The sequence below is a fragment of the Pseudarthrobacter sp. C4D7 genome (assembly GCF_013359725.1).
Classification (GTDB): domain Bacteria; phylum Actinomycetota; class Actinomycetes; order Actinomycetales; family Micrococcaceae; genus Arthrobacter.
In genome coordinates this window covers 211,188-225,628 of the sequence record NZ_JABFMW010000004.1, presented here as the reverse complement: position 1 = coordinate 225,628, position 14,441 = coordinate 211,188, and the positions used below count along the sequence as shown (strand labels likewise).

The 14,441-nt window shown below is 64.1% G+C and carries 15 protein-coding genes and 2 tRNA genes; 5 read left to right on the top strand and 12 right to left on the bottom strand.

Annotated elements, in window-relative coordinates; all coding sequences use genetic code 11:
- Positions 1-190 precede the first annotated feature (190 nt).
- Positions 191-2,128 carry a Stk1 family PASTA domain-containing Ser/Thr kinase gene (gene pknB, locus HNO81_RS05600; RefSeq protein WP_371818170.1) on the top strand — a complete coding sequence of 646 codons (1,938 nt, stop codon included), beginning with the start codon at positions 191-193 and terminating at the stop codon, positions 2,126-2,128.
- Positions 2,129-2,155: 27 nt separating this feature from the next.
- Here the strand turns inward: pknB and HNO81_RS05595 are convergent, their stop codons facing one another.
- From HNO81_RS05595 to HNO81_RS05585, 3 genes are read right to left on the bottom strand one after another with little or no spacing between them, the layout of a single operon-like run.
- The gene (locus HNO81_RS05595) at positions 2,156-2,794 is read right to left on the bottom strand and encodes an aminodeoxychorismate/anthranilate synthase component II (protein ID WP_175317138.1); all 639 of its coding nucleotides are present in this window, start codon (positions 2,792-2,794) and stop codon (positions 2,156-2,158) included.
- Complete coding sequence (locus tag HNO81_RS05590) at positions 2,791-2,961, bottom strand: hypothetical protein (RefSeq protein WP_175317137.1); 171 nt, start codon at positions 2,959-2,961, stop codon at positions 2,791-2,793. The genes HNO81_RS05595 and HNO81_RS05590 overlap by 4 nt, the downstream gene beginning before the upstream one ends.
- 2 nt (positions 2,962-2,963) lie before the next feature.
- The gene (locus HNO81_RS05585; protein ID WP_175317136.1) at positions 2,964-3,758 is read right to left on the bottom strand and encodes a class E sortase; all 795 of its coding nucleotides are present in this window, start codon (positions 3,756-3,758) and stop codon (positions 2,964-2,966) included.
- Between the two features lie 171 nt (positions 3,759-3,929).
- On the opposite strand from HNO81_RS05585, the gene HNO81_RS05580 reads away from it, so the two are divergent.
- Complete coding sequence (locus HNO81_RS05580) at positions 3,930-4,181, top strand: cell division protein CrgA (protein WP_175317135.1); 252 nt, start codon at positions 3,930-3,932, stop codon at positions 4,179-4,181.
- A 58-nt stretch (positions 4,182-4,239) separates the two neighbouring features.
- Positions 4,240-4,827: a DNA-3-methyladenine glycosylase I gene (locus HNO81_RS05575; protein WP_371818169.1), complete on the top strand. Its 588-nt coding sequence runs from the start codon at positions 4,240-4,242 to the stop codon at positions 4,825-4,827.
- Positions 4,828-5,035: 208 nt separating this feature from the next.
- Here the strand turns inward: HNO81_RS05575 and HNO81_RS05570 are convergent, their stop codons facing one another.
- The 3 genes from HNO81_RS05570 to HNO81_RS05560 form a co-directional block, all read right to left on the bottom strand.
- Positions 5,036-5,503: a carboxymuconolactone decarboxylase family protein gene (locus HNO81_RS05570; RefSeq protein ID WP_175317134.1), complete on the bottom strand. Its 468-nt coding sequence runs from the start codon at positions 5,501-5,503 to the stop codon at positions 5,036-5,038.
- Between the two features lie 540 nt (positions 5,504-6,043).
- The gene (locus tag HNO81_RS05565) at positions 6,044-6,922 is read right to left on the bottom strand and encodes a rhomboid family intramembrane serine protease (RefSeq protein ID WP_175317133.1); all 879 of its coding nucleotides are present in this window, start codon (positions 6,920-6,922) and stop codon (positions 6,044-6,046) included.
- A gap of 9 nt (positions 6,923-6,931) precedes the next feature.
- A complete protein-coding gene (locus HNO81_RS05560; RefSeq protein ID WP_013599179.1) occupies positions 6,932-7,477 on the bottom strand; it encodes a peptidylprolyl isomerase in 546 nt (181 codons plus the stop codon).
- A gap of 154 nt (positions 7,478-7,631) precedes the next feature.
- Here HNO81_RS05560 and HNO81_RS05555 point away from each other — a divergent pair, with 154 nt between their 5' ends.
- Positions 7,632-8,591: a hypothetical protein gene (locus HNO81_RS05555; RefSeq protein WP_175317132.1), complete on the top strand. Its 960-nt coding sequence runs from the start codon at positions 7,632-7,634 to the stop codon at positions 8,589-8,591.
- Positions 8,592-8,682: 91 nt separating this feature from the next.
- Positions 8,683-9,558, top strand: coding sequence for a glycosyltransferase family 2 protein (locus HNO81_RS05550; RefSeq protein WP_175317131.1), 876 nt, complete (start codon positions 8,683-8,685; stop codon positions 9,556-9,558).
- 3 nt (positions 9,559-9,561) lie between these two features.
- Here HNO81_RS05550 and HNO81_RS05545 read toward each other — a convergent pair whose 3' ends face one another.
- The 6 genes from HNO81_RS05545 to gyrA form a co-directional block, all read right to left on the bottom strand.
- The gene (locus tag HNO81_RS05545; protein ID WP_175317130.1) at positions 9,562-10,509 is read right to left on the bottom strand and encodes a DMT family transporter; all 948 of its coding nucleotides are present in this window, start codon (positions 10,507-10,509) and stop codon (positions 9,562-9,564) included.
- Positions 10,510-10,592: 83 nt separating this feature from the next.
- A tRNA-Ala gene (locus tag HNO81_RS05540) sits at positions 10,593-10,668 on the bottom strand.
- Positions 10,669-10,740: 72 nt separating this feature from the next.
- The gene (locus HNO81_RS20100; RefSeq protein ID WP_210411329.1) at positions 10,741-10,857 is read right to left on the bottom strand and encodes a DLW-39 family protein; all 117 of its coding nucleotides are present in this window, start codon (positions 10,855-10,857) and stop codon (positions 10,741-10,743) included.
- Positions 10,858-10,928: 71 nt separating this feature from the next.
- Positions 10,929-11,002 (bottom strand) — tRNA-Ile (locus HNO81_RS05535).
- Between the two features lie 97 nt (positions 11,003-11,099).
- The gene (locus HNO81_RS05530; protein WP_175317129.1) at positions 11,100-11,768 is read right to left on the bottom strand and encodes a DUF3566 domain-containing protein; all 669 of its coding nucleotides are present in this window, start codon (positions 11,766-11,768) and stop codon (positions 11,100-11,102) included.
- Entirely contained in the window at positions 11,761-14,439 is a 2,679-nt protein-coding gene (gyrA, locus tag HNO81_RS05525; RefSeq protein ID WP_175317128.1) for a DNA gyrase subunit A, read from the bottom strand. The genes HNO81_RS05530 and gyrA overlap by 8 nt, the downstream gene beginning before the upstream one ends.
- Positions 14,440-14,441 lie beyond the last annotated feature (2 nt).

Here is a 14,441-nt window from a genome sequence, read left to right as displayed (position 1 = left end):
CACCACGGCCGCGCCCACCCCTGCCCCCACGTCCTCGTCGCCGGTGGCGGGGCCTACCCCCATCTCACCCCTGGCAACCTGTGCAGCCGGCCAAACGCCGGGAACGCCGCCCGCCTGCGCACCGTAATCGGCGGTACCACCAGTGAATGAGTCACCACGCACACCGTTGCACCGGGAGGACAGCCTGCCGGTGGACAATCGGCGTGTCCTGAGCGGGCGCTACGAGCTGGGTAACCTCATTGGCCGCGGCGGCATGGCGGATGTGTACAAGGGCACCGACACACGCCTGGGCAGGACAGTAGCCATCAAGCTGCTCCGGCCTGACATGGCCCGGGACCCGCAGTTCCAGGCGCGGTTCAAACGGGAAGCGCAGGCGGTGGCCGCCCTGAACCACCCGTCCATCGTGGCCATCTTCGACACCGGTGAGCACCTGGTGCATGACGGCTCCACCGAGGATGTGCGGGTTCCGTACATTGTCATGGAGTACGTGGAGGGCAAGACCCTGCGCGAGTTGATCCGCGCCAATGACGTGACCATTAACCAGGCAATCGACTACTGCCTGGGTGTCCTGGGAGCGCTTGAGTACAGCCACAAGGCCGGCATCGTGCACCGGGACATCAAGCCGGCCAATGTGATGTACTGCCCGGGGACCGACTCGGTTAAGGTCATGGACTTCGGTATTGCCCGTGCCATCGCCGATTCTTCCGCCACCATGACCCAAACCCAGGCCGTGGTGGGAACGGCACAGTATCTTTCACCGGAACAGGCCCGCGGGGAGACGGTCGACGCCCGCAGCGACCTGTATTCCGCAGCCTGCCTGCTCTACGAAATGCTGACCTCCCGGCCGCCGTTCGTCGGGGACAGCCCGGTTTCCGTGGCCTACCAGCACGTCCGCGAAATTCCGGAACCGGCCAGCAGCCTCAACCCTGAGGTTTCACCGGCCCTGGACACCGTCCTGGCCAAGGCCCTGCAGAAGAACCGCACGGACAGGTTCCAGGACGCGGCGGCCTTCCGTCGTGCCCTGCGTGCTGCGAAGGCCGGGGTCCCGGTCCCGCCGGTGCCGGCCTCCGAGGCACCCACGGATCCTAATGATCACGTCCCCCGGGCCGCACCGCCCACGGAAGCGTTCGCGGCAACAGGGGCGGCTTTCCTGGATGACGCGCCTACCGGGCGGCTTGCTGCCACCCACTTTTTCCATGACGACGGCGGAGCCGCGGTTCCGCTGGAGCTGCCGGACGGGCATGGGGAAGACGGGCGCCATCCGGACTCCTACGGTGCGGGTCCGCTTCCGCTGGGCCTTGTTCCGGAACGCGAGCGGACCGCCCGGCAGAAGTCCCGGCGTCGTGCCTGGACCGCCACCCTGGTGATCTTTACCCTGCTGATACTTGCAGGCGCTGGTTTGTGGCTGTACCAAACCGTGAACAGGCCTGCTCCTGCGCCCGCAAAGGTGGCTATCCCTTCCGTGGCGTCCATGACGGAAACCGCTGCGCTCCAGGAGCTCTACAACGCGGGTCTTCGTCCCAGGATTGCCAGGTCGGCGAACGACACGGTGCCGAAGGGGACTGCCATCGGCACCGATCCCGCCGCCGGCGCTTCACTGGATCCGGGCGCCGACGTCACCCTCAATGTTTCCGAAGGCCCCAGCTCGGTAAAGATTCCGGACAGCCTCCCCGGCAAGACGGAGGCAGCCGCAAGGGACATCCTCCGGCAAGTGGGGCTGGTGGGTGCTCCGTCCACCACTACCGTCAACAGCGCCACTGTCCCGGCCGGGATTGTCATCACCGCCAACCCGGCACCGGGCCAAAGCGTGGGCGTGGGCACCACCGTGGAGCTGATCGTCTCCACCGGCAAAGTGGTCATGCCGGAGCTGCGGGCCCTGAGCCGTGAAGAAGCGGAGGCGGCGCTGAAGGAGCTCGGCCTGGTCCCTTCGGTGGTGGAGGCGGAGAACTCACAGGTGGAACCTGGCAAGGTCACCGATCAAAGCGACCCCGCGAACGCTGCGGTGGAGCAGGGAAAGACCATTACCGTGGTGGTGGCCAAGGCTCCGCCGCCACCGCCGCCACCCACAGAAACTCCCACGCCAACGCCAACGCCAACGCCAACGCCCAAGCCCACCAAGAAGGGCTGACGCCCCTAATGGTGGAGGCTGTACAGGTCAGTGCTGGATCAGCGGGCTGAGCTTCGCTGCGCGTGCAGCCGCGCCCTTCATGCCCAGCGACTCCAGCCAGTTCCCGAGCATCTGGTAGCCGCCCTCGGTGAGGACCGATTCGGGATGGAACTGCACTCCGCACAAAGGTGCCGTGCGGTGCTGCAGGCCCATCACCACACCGGAAGCGGTCTGTGCCGTCACTTCCAGAACGTCGGGAATGGATTCCCGGACGGCCGCCAGAGAGTGGTAGCGGGTGGCCGTGACAGGGGAGGGGAGTCCGGCGAAAACGCTGGTGCCGATGTGCTCCACCTGGGACGTCTTGCCGTGCATGAGCTCGGGGGCATGGGTCACCGTGCCACCGAAGGCCTCAGCCAAAGCCTGGTGTCCCAGGCATACGCCGAACATGGGAACGCTGTTCTCACCGCACCACTTGATCAGCTCGATGCAGACCCCAGCCTCCGCAGGATTTCCGGGCCCGGGGGAAATGAGGACCCCGTCACGGGTGCTGGCCAGTTCGATCGCTTCGGCCAGGGTGACGTCGTCGTTGCGGACCACGGTGGTCTCGGCGCCGAGTTCCTGGAGGTAGCCCACCAGGGTGTAGACGAAGCTGTCGTAGTTATCCACTACAAGAATCTTGGTTGTCATGGCTGGTCTGCGGAACCAATCGTTGAGTCGGTGAATTGGGTGAAATGGGACATCCAGGGAAAAAGGAACTGGACCATCAGGACCAGGGCAACGAAGATCAGTGCCAGCGAGGTGATGATCCTGAGCCAGAGCGGCCCGGGAAGGTGGCGGAAAATCCAGGCGTACACGCTCAGCTCCTTCCGGTGGCTGCTGCGACCTGCGCGGCGATTTCGGCTGGCGGTCCTGCCGCGGCCGGCCGCCAGCTGTCCAGGAGGGCGTAGGCGATGATGCGTTCTTCGGCACCGAAGCGGGGGTTGCAGCTGGTCATGGTGAGGTAGCTTTCGGTGGGCGCGACGCCCGGCCGGGTGGGGACCGGTTCCAGTACGTCGGTGCGGGAGGGCAACACGATCTGGTTGTTCCGGAAGACGTAGACGTAGTAGCCGTCCCTGGTTTGGACATAGATCTTGTCGCCGGGCACCAGGGTGTGGATATTGTCCAGTACCGCTCCGTGCGTTTGGCGGTGTCCTGCCACGGCAAAGTTACCCACCGCACCGGGCATCGCCGTATTGCTGTAATGGCCCAGTCCCAAAGTGTCCAGGACGTCCTGGCTGGTTCCCTGGACGATGGGGCGCGTGTAGGTGGGGCCGAACCGGGGGATGTACATGATCCCGATGGTGCCGGCGTGGCCCGGGGCCGTCCCCACCACCGGTTTCCCGAAGTCCTCGGCGGCGGCAGGTGGTGCTGCGGGGGCTGAGGCGGCAGGCGCCGGGGCAGCACTGCCAAGGTCCTGGGCGAATTCCTTGATCACCTGGCTCTGCTTGGCATCGGATTCCACATTGGTCCACCACAGCTGCCAGGCGACGAAGAGGAGGAGGATGACGCCGGCGGTGATCAGCAGCTCGCCGATCACCGAGATGGCGCCACTAAGAAGGGCACGCCGGGGGGCGGGCGCAGTGGCGGGCTCCGCCTTCTCCTGCAATACCACGCGTTCCCCTCCGGGCATTTCCCTGGGCACTGGTGCCCATCAACTGCGGCTAGAATTGGCTGCTAGTAAGAATCCAGATTTGACCAAGATCGCGCAGACCGCTGGCAATTTCCTTCTTGCAGGATACCAAGCCCGGACCGCCGAGCTTGGCCAGCCCGCCAAGGAGAGCCAGTGCCAGAGTCAAAGCCGCGCAGGAAGACCACCAGCACCGCCCAGCCGGCAGCACCGCAGGCGTATAAGCCCAACCCCGTGTGGTTCAAGCCGGTCATGTTCGGCCTCATGATCATTGGCCTTTTCTGGATTATCACCTTCTACATCAGCGAGGGACGCTTCCCGGTCCAGGCCTGGCAGTCCTGGAACATCGTGGCAGGCTTCGGCATCGCCATCGTTGGATTCCTGATGACCACTCGCTGGCGCTCCTAGCGCCTGCCGCGGAACTGCTCCAAGGAGAACCACCCTGGCTCCCGATTCCAGCGGAGTGATGATCGGCGGGGACGGCCTGGCCCGCCCCGCTTGGGCTGCCACCGATCCGCTCATGCGCGATTATTACGACCAGGAGTGGGGCATGCCCGTCACCGACGAGCATGGCCTGTACGAGCGCATCTGCCTGGAGGGGTTCCAGGCTGGCCTTTCATGGGCCACCATCCTGCGCAAGCGGCCGGCCTTCCGTGCTGCCTTTGCCGGCTTCGATCCGGACCAGGTGGCCACTTACGGCGACGCTGAAGTCCAACAGCTGATGCAGGATCCGGGAATCGTGCGGAACCGGCTCAAAATCCTTGCCACCATCAAAAACGCGCGGGCAACACTGGAGCTTCGCAATGACGGCGGACTGGTTGACTTTGTGTGGGGATTCCGCCCGGCCAGCACGCCGGAGCCCCGCTTGGCCGCCGAGATTCCCACCCAGTCAGCGGAGTCGGTGGCGCTGTCCAAGGCCCTCCGGAAGCGCGGTTTCTCCTTCGTCGGCCCCACCACAATGTTCGCCCTGATGGAAGCGGTGGGCATAGTGGACACCCACCTCGTGGACAGCCACCGCCGGGGATCCTCCGGGGTTTGGCCCAGTCAGGCCTAAAGCCCCTACCGCTGCGCCTTATCCCCAGCTGTTGGGAAGGTTATCCACAATGTGGAGAACTTTACCGAACCTGCTTCCTTGAGACGGCAACAGCCCGGCACAGTGCCTTTCCGGGAAAAACAGCCCGCGGGATACGGTTATTAACAGTGTGGAATACCTGTGGATAAGCCTCGGATTCTGAGTGGAGTGCGGTCCGGCAGGAGGGCAATTACGAACGGTTGCGGCGGACCGGGTGGTGGCTGGTGATTGAAACCCGGTTGAACGCATTCATGGTTACGGCTACCCAACTCACCGCCGAAAACTCCTCAGCCGTGAGGTTTGCCCGCGCATACGCCTCAGCGTGCTCCCTGGACTCCCCGTCCCCTATCCGGGTGATGCTTTCCACCAGGGCCAGCGCTGCCCGTTCCTTGTCCGTGAACAGCGCGGTCTCACGCCAAGCCGGCAGTACCGCCAGCCGCTGGGCTGTTTCCCCCGCCTCGCCGGCTTTTCGGACGTGGAGGTCAAGGCAATAGGCACAGCCATTGAGCTGGGAAATCCGTACGTTGAGCAGTTCCAGCATCGCCGGCCCGATCCCGGCCTCCTCCGCCGCTTCCTGCACCTTCAGGCCCAGGCCGCTGATCGCCTTCCAGAGCGCGGGATGCTGTTTATCAAGATAGAGGTGCTCGGTGGCGCTCACGGTGTCCTTGTCGGTTGAACGGCTTGGCAGGAAACCATCATAGGCAGGAGGTTGCCTTGGATCAGTGCCTGTTTATCCACTTACCAACAAGCGGATACCCACAAGTTATCCACAGCTGTGGGTAACGGCGTGGAAATCACACCCGTTTACTGTCTCCCGGCCCATGCCGGCGGCGATCCGGGTCAGCCGAACAACATCACTGTCACTTATTAACAGTGTGGATAGGGGTGTCGATAACCCACCTCAATGACCAGCTAGGTCCCCATTCCGAAGTAGATGGAGGGTGTTTATCCACAGAACTTCGCCCGGGGTGCCCCTTATCCACTTACACACACCGGTATCCCCACAGGTTATCCACAGATGTGGAGAACGCAGCGTGGCTTCAGGCAAAAGCGTTGCCAGGCTCCCGGACTGGGGGATGTGGACGGTGAACTACAGCAATGTAAGTTACCAACACTGTGGAAAAGGGTTGTGGAAAACTGAATGCCCCCGACACTAACGGTGTCGGGGGCATTCAGTTGGGTTGTGGAGAGGCAGTGCCTAGAGGGTCACCCGGACCCAGCTCACCGCAACGAGCAACGCGACGACGGCAGCAAGGCCCAAGGCTTGGAGAAGGCCCTGGCGGCGTCCCCGCGGGATGTAGGCAAGGACAGCGGCACAGAGCCCGCCGGTGATGAGCCCGCCCAGGTGGGCCTGCCAGGCGATTTGGGGAATCAGGAAACCGATGACGCCGTTGATGGCGATCAGGACCCAGAGCTGCCGGGTGTCACCGCCGCGCTGGCGTTGGACCAGCAACATGGCACCGAAGAGGCCGAAGATGGCACCGGAGGCGCCCACCAGGCCCACCAGGCCTTGACCCGGCACCAATACGGGATTCAGCAACAGGTACCCCACTGAGCCGCCAAGGGCAGAGATGAGATAGAGCGCCAGGAAGCGGACCCGGCCCAGGACCGGTTCCAGGGCCTGGCCGAAGATCCACAGCGTGTACATGTTGAGCAGGATGTGCAGCAGCGAATCCTGCGAGTGCAGGAATGCCGAGGTCACCATCCGCCAGGGTTCAAACGCTCCGTACTGCGGGGCGGCGAAGATGTTGTTGTAGGCGAACTGCTTGTATACCCACTCACCGGGGACCAGCATCTGCAACGCGTACACAACAACGCAGGCGGCGATGATCCCGAACGTCACCATGGGCTTGCCCGTGGCTACGGCGCCGCCGTAGACGGTCCGTACTTCCGGGGTCGTACGTTTTGCGTCATTCACGCAGTCAACGCATTGGAATCCGACGGCGGCCGCCCGCTGGCAGTCCGGGCAGGCGGGGCGCCCGCAGCGCTGGCAGCGCACGTAGGACGGCCGGTCCGGGTGCCGGGGGCAGACCGGGACCTGGGCGGACGGCTCGGCCGACGGAATTCCGTAACTCATGGTGCGGCGTTACAGCTGTTCGATGTCGATGCTGTTGATGGTGACGTCCTCAACCGGGCGGTCGCCCATGCCGGTACGGACACCCTCGATGGCGTCGACGACCTTCTTGGATTCGTCGTCAGCCACCTCACCGAAGATGGTGTGCTTGCCCTGCAGCCAGTCCGTGGGAATGGTGGTGATGAAGAACTGTGAGCCGTTGGTGCCCTTGCCCATCTGGATGCCGGCGTTGGCCATGGCCAGCTTGTACGGCTGGTTGAAGCTCAGTTCGGGGTGGATTTCGTCGTCGAAGCGGTAGCCGGGACCACCGGTTCCACGGCCCAGGGGATCGCCCGCCTGGATCATGAAGTCCTTGATGATCCGGTGGAAGATGGTTCCGTTGTAGAGCGGGGTGCCGGTCTTGTCCTCACCGGTTTCAGGGTGGGTCCAGGCCTGTTCACCGGTGGCAAGGCCAACAAAGTTCTTGACCGTCTTGGGCGCGTGGTTGCCGAAGAGGTTAACCACGATGTCGCCGAGGCTCGTGTGGATGGTTGCTTTTGCGGTTGCGATGGCAGTCATAGGTTGATTCTCCCATGCCGGTTCTGGACGGCCACGGCAGCGGGGGCAGTTCCGCGCTCGGTGAAATCGCCCTAAAATCCGCAGGGTGAATAGCTCGTGGTGGTCTGGGCACGTAGGCTAGCGACAGAACCGTCACATTAATCGGGAGGTAGTTGTGAAGAAATCGGATCGTATTGCCCGTGACCTTGAGCAGTCGGTCACCAGTGCGGTGGAAAACGCCAAGGATTGGGCGGCCCCCCGGGTGGAGGCTGCCGTGGACTGGGCTGTTCCCCGCCTGCAGCAGGGGCTGGACAGCGCATCTCCCAAAATCCAGGAAGGCCTGAAGACGGCCGCCCACAGCCTCGCAGACGGTGTCGCCACCGTAACGCCGCGGATCCAGGATGGACTGGCCCACCTGGCCCCCAGGATCAATGACGTGGTTGAGGGTGCATCACCCAGGCTGCACGAAGCCCTGGACAAAGCCACTCCGGTTGTCCTGAACGCCCGTGACCGGGTTGTGGTGGACTACCTGCCCCGGCTCTCAGACCAGATCGGTGTGGCGTCAGAAGCCGTCCACCGCACCCTGGAAAACACTCCGGCCCGGGTTGACGCGGTGGCCCACAAGCTCGGGGACGCCGGAATCATCCACACCCTCCAGGAGCAGGCCCAGGCAACCGGCACCCAGCTGAAGGCCGCTGCAACCGAGGCAGGCCGCACTGTCGGCATCCAGATGGCCCAGCCCGAGCCCAAGAAGAAGCGCGGCTGGCTGGTCTTCGGTGTCATTGCTGCTGCTGTGGCCGCCGGCGTGGCCGCATGGAAGGCTTCCAAGCCTGTGGAGGACCCCTGGAAGACTCCGTCTCCGGTCACCCCCACGCCTGCCCAGGTACCTGCCACCACCGTCAGCGAGGTCAAGGAAAACCTCGCAGGCGCAGCCGGCAAGGCTGCCGACGCGGCTGGTTCCGCTGCGGCCGCCGTAGCGGACAAGGCAGCGGACGCAGCCGACGCAGCCAAGGACAAGGCTGAAGACGGGGCTGACAAGGCAAAGCACGTGGCCGAAGACGCCGCGGAGGGCGCCAAGTCCGCAGCTGCCGACGCCAAGGCTGCAGCCAAGGAGAACAAGGGCACCCAGGCCTAGTTTTCCCAACGCCGCAAAGGGGCTCCGCCTGGTGGCGGAGCCCCTTTGCGTGTCCGGGGCAGGAGGTTTACCGGATGCTAGATTTGAAGTGATGTCAGCCAATCGATCCTCTGGGGATGCCGTGAACAACGCAGCCGTACAGCTCCGCGTGTCAATCGTCATCCCGGCGTACAACGAGGAAAGCGTGATCCGGCAATGCCTGATAGCGGCCATCTACCAGTCCGTCCCGGCCCACGAGATCATCGTGGTGGACAACCTGTCGAAGGACCGGACGACTGACATCGTCCGCCAGATGCAGCTCGAGTATCCGGAAAGTCCCATCATCCTGCTGAGCCAGGACCGGGAACAGGGGCTCATCCCCACCAGGAACTATGGGCTGGACCATGCCACCGGAGACATCCTGGGACGCATCGACGCTGACTCCATCGTGGAACCGGACTGGGTGGAGCAGGTGCAGAAGGCCTTTGCCGACCAGTCGGTCCAGGCTGCCACCGGCCCCGTGGTGTACTACGACATGCCGATGCGGCGCTTTGGACTGAAGGCTGACGACAAAATGCGCCAGCTCATGCTGAAGCTGGCCAAGCACCAGTACCACTTCCTCTTCGGCTCCAACATGGCGCTGCGCGCCACCGCCTGGGAAACCATCCGTTCCGAGACCTGCAGGGACGAAAAGGATGAGATGCACGAGGACATCGATTTGTCCCTTCACCTGGCCGATCACGACCTTCCAGTGCGCTACTGGCCGCAAATGGTGTCCGGCATGTCCGCGCGCCGGCTTGAGGATTCACCGCGGGACTACCGCTACTACGTCACCCGGTTTGACCGGACCTATAAGGCCCACAACGTCAGGAAGATGGCCTTGAAGGCCCCCATGGTGGTTTTCTTCTCGGTGTACTTTCCGGCCAAGCTCCTGCGGGCCATCCACACCGTTAATACGGCCCAGCCGGTCCGTCGCGGCGGCCAGTAGCGCTCAGTCAGTTCCCAGCCCGGCGAGGCGTTCCGACGGCGGATCCTCCTGGCGTGCCGATCCACGGCGGCCGCGCCGGGGACCCTTGCTGCTCCTTTGACCAAGGACCACGACGGCGAGCCCCGCCAAGATCAGTCCAAGCCCGGCGTAGGTGCCCGCAGGCAGCGTCTCATGAAGGAAAACAGCTGCCAACAGCGCGGCACCGGGGATTTCCAGCAGGATGATCATGGAGACCAGGAGCGGACTCATGGTGGCCAGCAGGTGGTTGAAGGCGGTGTGTCCCACCAGTTGGGCGCATACGGTGATGGCTGCGATGCCCAGCCAGCCTGCAGGCTCGAACCCACCCAGAGGTTGGCCTGCCACCACGGCTATGACCGCCACCAGGGCGGCGCACATGCCGTAGCAGAGCGTGGTGTAGGTTCCTGTGGTCATGCTCTGCCGGGCCTTGCCGCCCGCGAGCGTGTACAGGCCCGCAAGGGCGCCTCCGGCCACGGCCAGCAAGTCTCCAGCAAGGGCCTGCGGGGACGATCCCATGTCGAACCCGGTAATCGCAGCCACGCCGCCAAACGCGATCCCCAGCCCCAACAGGACCTGCCAGCGGTGCCGGACGCCGCGGAAGAGCTGAAAGACGGCAATCCAGGCCGACTGGAGGCAAACGAGGGCAGTGGCAGCCGCGACGGATGTCAGCTGGAGGGACGTAATGAAGCAGGCAAAATGCAGGGCAAGTGCGACGGCGGCCAGCATGGACCAGCGGAACTCACGGCCGGTGATCCTGCGGAACTGGCCGGGTTCCCTGATGAGCGTGGGGGAGGCCATCACGGCGGCACCGATGGCGTTGCGCCAGAAGGCGATCGCAAGCGCGCTGACGCTTGTGGCGCCAAGCGTAGCCGCGATCAGGGGGCCGGATGAGGCGACGCCCAGGACCCCCAGGGCCGCGAAGAAGAAATTCATTGCAGCCCCTTTGGTGCTGGTTCCTGGCGCAGGTGGAAAGCAAAAAGTCCCGGCCTGCGTTTCCGCTGACCGGGACTTCCTTATGGTGGAGGCACGGGGACTCGAACCCCGAACCCCCTGCTTGCAAAGCAGGTGCGCTACCAATTGCGCCATGCCCCCATAAGAAGCAACCCGTCCATCATACCCTAGAACCGCGAAGCCTCTGACAGGCTTCCGGAGCGGGTATTGGGGCTAGTCCACCGTATCGGTTGACTTGCTCCAGACCGTTTTCCGGGCTTCGGATTCCTGTGCTTTCCGATAGACCAGGAAGCCTGCGATTGCCGCTGCCAATACAAGCAACTTCTTCACATGCTCCCCATTCCGGCCAGGTTCCGGATTACTCCGGACCAAACCTACGTTCGAAACCTGCACAGGTTCCGTGGGCGTACCAGGACTTGAACCTGGGACCTCTTCGTTATCAGCGAAGCGCTCTAACCGCCTGAGCTATACGCCCTCAGTCCCTCATCGGGCCGAGACATGACTTTACAGCACACCCCGGCCCGATCTCAAATCGGGCCTTTTCACCGCCGTGGAGCCGGTGAAAATGGCTCCTAATCGTCGGTGAGGGTCACCCCAATGCCGCCCACCAGGGTGGCTGAAATGTTGTAGAGGACAGCGGACAGCATGGACAGTGCCGTCAGCAGGACCACGTTGACCACTGCGATGATGGTGGCGAAAGAAGCCACCTGGCCCAGTGAGGCCACCTTCTTCAGTTCGAAGCCGCCGCTTTCAGAACCGGCGAGCGTACCGAGCAGGCTGTCCACCTGGTCGAAGATCCCGGTGAGGTCCAGGACAGTCCACAGGACGATGGCCGCGACCACGGTAACGATGCCCAGCGCCACGGACAACAGGAACGCCATCTTCAGGACGGACCACGGGTCCACCTTGCTGATCAGCAGGCGGGCGCGCCGGACTTTGGCCTTCGGTGCCGGCTTCACCAGGCCAGGTGTGCCCTGGTTTGATGAACCCTGCGCAGGACGCTGCCCCTGCTGCCCCTGGAAGGGACGCTGTCCGGGCTGCACGGGCCGCTCGCCCTGCTGGGGACGCTCGCCCTGCTGGGGACGCTGGCCCGGAACCGCGGGCCGCTGTCCCGGTGCACCGGCCGGAGCCGACGGGCGCTGCTGAGGACGAACGGGGGCGTTCACCCGGGGTGCCGCTGAAGGCCGGTTCCCGTCGGGAACGGTGCTGTTCGGCTTGGGAAATGAGTCGGAATTACTCACTCGTTACCTCCGTGTTGTCTTCGTTCGGCTCAGCGTCGCCCGAGGCGTCCTCTGACTCAACGGCCGGTGATTCTTCTGCCATTGCTGGCGCGGCGGATTCCCCAGCCGTCCCGCCATCTTCAGCCAACGTTACGTCATCGCCGGCGGATTCCTCGTCCTCGAGACCGCGTTCGCTGTTGCGCGCCACCTCGATAATCCGGTCGTTCTTATCCGGTTTGGCGAAGATGACGCCCATGGTGTCGCGGCCCTTGGCAGGGACGCCGGCAACGGAGGAACGGACCACCTTGCCGCCTTCCATGACCACCAGGACTTCGTCTTCTTCCTGGACGATCAGTGCGCCCACCAAGTGGCCGCGTTCTTCCTGGTACTTGCCTACCTTGATCCCCAGGCCGCCACGGCCCTGCAGCCGGTATTCCTCCACCGCAGTGCGCTTGGCGTAACCGCCTTCGGTGACGATGAACACGAATGAACCGTCCGTGACCACATCTGCGGCCAGCAGCTCATCGTCCTCGCGGAACTTCATGCCGGTAACGCCTGAGGTCGCCCGACCCATGGGACGAAGCGCGTCATCGGTGGCCGTGAAGCGGATGGACTGGCCCATGCGGGAGACCAGGAAGAGGTCGTCTGTCTCGGACACCAGCTGGGCGGAGACCAGTTCGTCGCCGTCGCGCAGGTTGATGGCGATCACCCCGGCCGAACGGTTGGTGTCGTAGTCCTCCAGCCTGGTCTTCTTCACCAGGCCCCTCTTGGTTGCCAGCACCAGGTACGGTGCCTGCTGGTAGTCCTTAAGGTCCAGGACCTGGGCGATGTGCTCATCAGGCTGGAATGCCATCAGGTTGGCCACGTGCTGGCCCTTGGCGTCCCGGCCCGCTTCCATCAGCTCATACGCTTTCGCGCGGTAGACCCGTCCCAGGTTGGTGAAGAACAACAGCCAGTGGTGGGTGGTGGTGACGAAGAAGTGCTCCACCACGTCGTCACCACGGAGCTGGGCACCCTTGATGCCCTTGCCGCCGCGCTGCTGTGACCGGTAGTTGTCACTGCGGGTGCGCTTGACGTAGCCGCCGCGGGTAATGGTGACAACCATTTCCTCTTCGGGGATCAGGTCCTCCATGGACATGTCGCCGTCGTAGCCCATGAGGATCTTGGTGCGCCGGTCGTCGCCGTGCTTATCCACGATCTCGCCCAGTTCAGTGCTGATGATCTCGCGCTGGCGCTGCTCCGAACCAAGGATCTCCTTGTATTCGGTGATCATGGCTTCGAGTTCCGCGTGCTTTTCCTGGATCTTCTGGCGTTCCAGGGCAGCCAGGCGGCGCAGCTGCATGTCCAGGATGGCCCGGGCCTGCAGTTCATCGATGTCCAGCAGTTCCATCAGCCCGTCCCGGGCGGCCTCGGTGGTGCTGGAGGCGCGGATGAGGGCAATGACCTCGTCCAGCATGTCCAGTGCCTTGAGGAGGGCCCGGAGGATGTGGGCTTCTTCCTCGGCCTTGCGCAGGCGGTACCGGGTGCGGCGGGCGATGACGTCCATCTGGTGCGTCACCCAGTGGCGGATGAACGCATCAAGGCTCAGGGTGCGGGGCACCCCGTCCACGATGGCCAGCATGTTGGCGGAGAAGTTGCTCTGCAGTTCGGTGTGCTTGTAGAGGTTGTTCAGCACCACCTTGGGCACGGCGTCACGCTTCAGGACGATCACCAGGCGCTGGCCGGTACGGCCGGACGTTTCGTCGCGGAGGTCCGCGATGCCCTGGATCTTGCCGTCCTTGACCAGTTCGGCGATCTTGATGGCCAGGTTGTCCGGGTTGGCCTGGTACGGAAGTTCGGTAACCACCAGGCACGTGCGTCCCTGCAGTTCCTCCACCGCTACCACTGCGCGCATGGTGACTGACCCGCGGCCGGTACGGTACGCGTCCTCGATGCCCTTGTGGCCGAGAATGGTCGCTCCGGTGGGGAAATCCGGACCCTTCACCCGAACCAACAGTTCCTCGAGGAGCTCCTCGCGGGTGGCGCCCGGGTTGGCCAGGTACCACTGCACGCCCTCGGCCACTTCCCGGAGGTTGTGCGGCGGAATGTTGGTGGCCATGCCGACGGCGATGCCGGATGAACCGTTGACCAGCAGGTTGGGGAACCTGGCCGGCAGGATGGTGGGTTCCTGGTTCTTGCCGTCGTAGTTGTCCTGGAAATCAACGGTTTCCTCGTCGATGTCCCGGACCATTTCCATGGCCAAGGGGGCCATCTTGGTTTCGGTGTATCGGGGTGCCGCGGCGCCGTCGTTTCCCGGTGAGCCGAAGTTGCCCTGCCCCAGTGCCAGCGGGTAGCGCATGGTCCAGTCCTGGATGAGGCGCACCAGGGCGTCGTAGATCGCGGTGTCGCCGTGCGGGTGGTACTGGCCCATGACCTCGCCCACCACGCGGGCGCACTTGTTGAAGGACCTGTCCGGGCGGTAGCCGCCGTCGAACATCGCGTAGAGCACGCGGCGGTGCACGGGCTTGAGCCCGTCGCGGACGTCCGGGAGGGCACGGCCAACGATGACAGCCATGGCGTAGTCCAGGTAGGAACGCTGCATCTCCGTCTGCAGGTCCACCTGTTCGACGCGGTCGATCAGCACGTCGCCTTCAAGAACGGTGTCCGGAGTTCCGGCCTCAGGGGCGGAATTCTCGGGGATTTCGTCGCTCATTG